This is a genomic window from Mesorhizobium sp. M7D.F.Ca.US.004.03.1.1 (assembly GCF_003998635.1).
In the GTDB taxonomy this organism is placed as follows: domain Bacteria; phylum Pseudomonadota; class Alphaproteobacteria; order Rhizobiales; family Rhizobiaceae; genus Mesorhizobium; species Mesorhizobium loti.
The window spans coordinates 1-2,579 of sequence record NZ_RZQG01000835.1; the positions used below are offsets into that span (position 1 = coordinate 1).

Annotated in this window: 1 protein-coding gene and 1 pseudogene; both read left to right on the forward strand. The window is 65.3% G+C overall.

Going from position 1 to position 2,579, the window contains the following annotated elements:
* The coding region (locus EN935_RS30610; RefSeq protein ID WP_127373945.1) for a molybdopterin cofactor-binding domain-containing protein at positions 1 to 2,008 on the forward strand (2,008 nt) is incomplete at its 5' end.
* Positions 2,005 to 2,579, forward strand: a pseudogene (locus EN935_RS30615) (6-hydroxynicotinate reductase); the annotation flags it as partial. The gene EN935_RS30610 and the pseudogene EN935_RS30615, both read left to right, overlap by 4 nt.

A 2,579-nucleotide genomic window follows, 5' to 3' on the forward strand; every position in this document is an offset into this window, starting at 1 on the left:
GGCCGAAGGGCTTTCACGGCTTCGCGGCGAAGCGGTGGCGCTGGTCGCCGGCGAGCGCGAGGCGATCCTCGATCTCGATTTGTCGGATTTTCCTATCCGCTGGAGCGAACTGCCGCATTTTCTGCAACCTGCCGAAGCGCAGGCCGAGGGTGCCGCGCTGATCCATGAAAGTCGGCCGGCGAACCTGCTCACCTCCGGCCTGGTCGAACGCGGCAACCCGGAAGCGGCGCTTGCCGACGCGGCGGTCACCGTGTCTGGCGCCATCGACACCTCCTATGTCGAGCACGCCTATATCGAACCGGAAGCCGGCTATGCCTATCTGGACGGCGACACGCTGGTCGTCGTCGCCTGCACCCAGGCGCCTTACATGGACCGCGACGAGACGGCGAAGGTGCTCGGCCTTGCTGTCGACAAGGTGCGCATCGTGCCGACCGCGACCGGCGGCGGTTTCGGCTCCAAGCTCGACGTTTCGCTGCAGCCGCTGATCGGCCTGGTGGCGCTGAAGACGGGGCGGCCGGCGGCACTCGCCTACACCCGCACCGAGTCGATGATTTCGACCACCAAGCGCCATCCAGCTGTGATGAAAGCGACCATCGGCGCCGATGCCGATGGCCTTGTTACCGGGATGATCTTCTCAGGCGATTTCAACACCGGCGCCTATGCAAGCTGGGGGCCGACCGTCGCCAACCGCGTGCCGGTGCATGCGTCCGGGCCCTATGCGACGCCGAACTACCGAGCGGAGGGCCACGCCATTCACACCCATGGGCCGATCTCCGGCGCTTTCCGCGGCTTCGGCGTGCCGCAGGCGACGATCATGCAGGAGACGCTCTATGATGAGCTGGCCGACAAGCTCGGCATGGACCGGCTCGATTTTCGCTTGAAGAACTGCCTTCGGAACGGTTCCGAAACGGTTACCGGGCAGCGACTGGACTCCGGCGTCGGCATTGCCGAATGCCTCGAATCGCTACGCCCGCATTGGGCGCGCGCCACGACCGATGCGGATGCTTTCAACAGTGCCAACAGGGATAGAAAGCGCGGCGTTGGCGTCGCGTCGTGCTGGTACGGCTGCGGCAACACCTCGCTGCCCAACCCGTCGACAATCCGGGTCGGCATCGCAGCTGACGGCACGGTCATCCTGCACCAGGGCGCCGTCGATATCGGCCAGGGTTCGAACACGGTCATCACCCAGATCTGCGCCGACGCGCTCGGCCTGCCGCTGGAGAAATTCCAGCTGAAGAGCGCCGATACTTCAATCACTCCCGACGCCGGCAAGACCTCGGCCTCGCGCCAGACCTTCGTCACCGGCAAAGCCGCCGAAAAAGCCGGGCGCGCCTTGCGCGACAAGATCCTGCGCTTTGCCAATGTTTCCGGAAACGCGGCCCTGCAACTCGACGGCCAGGCGATCGTCATCCGCGAAGGCGAAGCCACGCGCCGTATCGATCTCGCCTCGCTCGACGTGGATGCCGAAGGCTTCGTCTTCCGCGCCCAGGAGACCTACGACCCGCCGACGCTGCCGCTCGATGCCAAGGGACAGGGCAAACCCTACGCCGTCTACGGCTTTGGCGCGCAGATCGCCGAACTTGAGGTCGACCTCAAGCTCGGCACGGTCAAGCTCATCAAGATCACCGCCGCGCACGATGTCGGCAAGGCGATCAACCCGCTGCTGGTCGAGGGCCAGATCGAGGGCGGCATCGCACAAGGCATCGGTATGGCGCTGATGGAGGAGTACATCCCCGGCCGTACCGAGAATTTGCACGACTATCTCATCCCGACCATTGGCGACGTGCCGCCGATCGAAACCATCCTGATCGAGGTTCCCGATCCGGAAGGCCCATTCGGCGCCAAGGGGCTGGGCGAACATGTGCTGATCCCGACGGCGCCGGCGATCCTCAACGCCATCCGCCATGCCACCGGTGTTCTCATCACCAAGGTTCCGGCGACGCCGACGCGGATCCGCGCTGGCATCCGTGAAAAAGATGGCATCCGCGAAAAGGAGGCACGCCGATGAGCGAGCTTGCCGAACGCTTCGAAACGCATGACCCCGGCGAGAAGCTGGTGGCGGAGAAGATCCGCTGCGATGCCTGTCCGGTGATGTGCTACATCGCCGATGGCCGCACCGGCGCCTGCGACCGCTACGGCAATGTCGGCGGCAGGATCGTGCGGATGGACCCGCTGACCATCCTCGACCATGCGGCCGAAACCGGCGCGGCAATCGTGCCCTTCGTCGCCGAGGGCGAGGCCTGGGATGGCGAACTGGTCAACACCGGGCGCCGCTTCGTCACCGCCATTGGTGCCGGCACGACTTATCCCGACTACAAGCCGGCCCCCTTCATCGTCAGCCAGGAGGTCGAAGGCGTCGATCTCGTCACCGTCGTCACCGAGGGCATTTTCTCCTATTGCGGCGTCAAGGTGAAGATCGACACCGACCGGCATCTCGGCCCCGAGACGGCAATAGTCCGCGCAGCGGGCGAAGCGATCGGCCATGTCACGACGGGTGAATATGGCTCGCAGATGCTGTCGCTGGGCGGCGTGCATCATCTGACCGGCGGCTCGAAGGCCGAAGGCCGCGCGACCTGTGT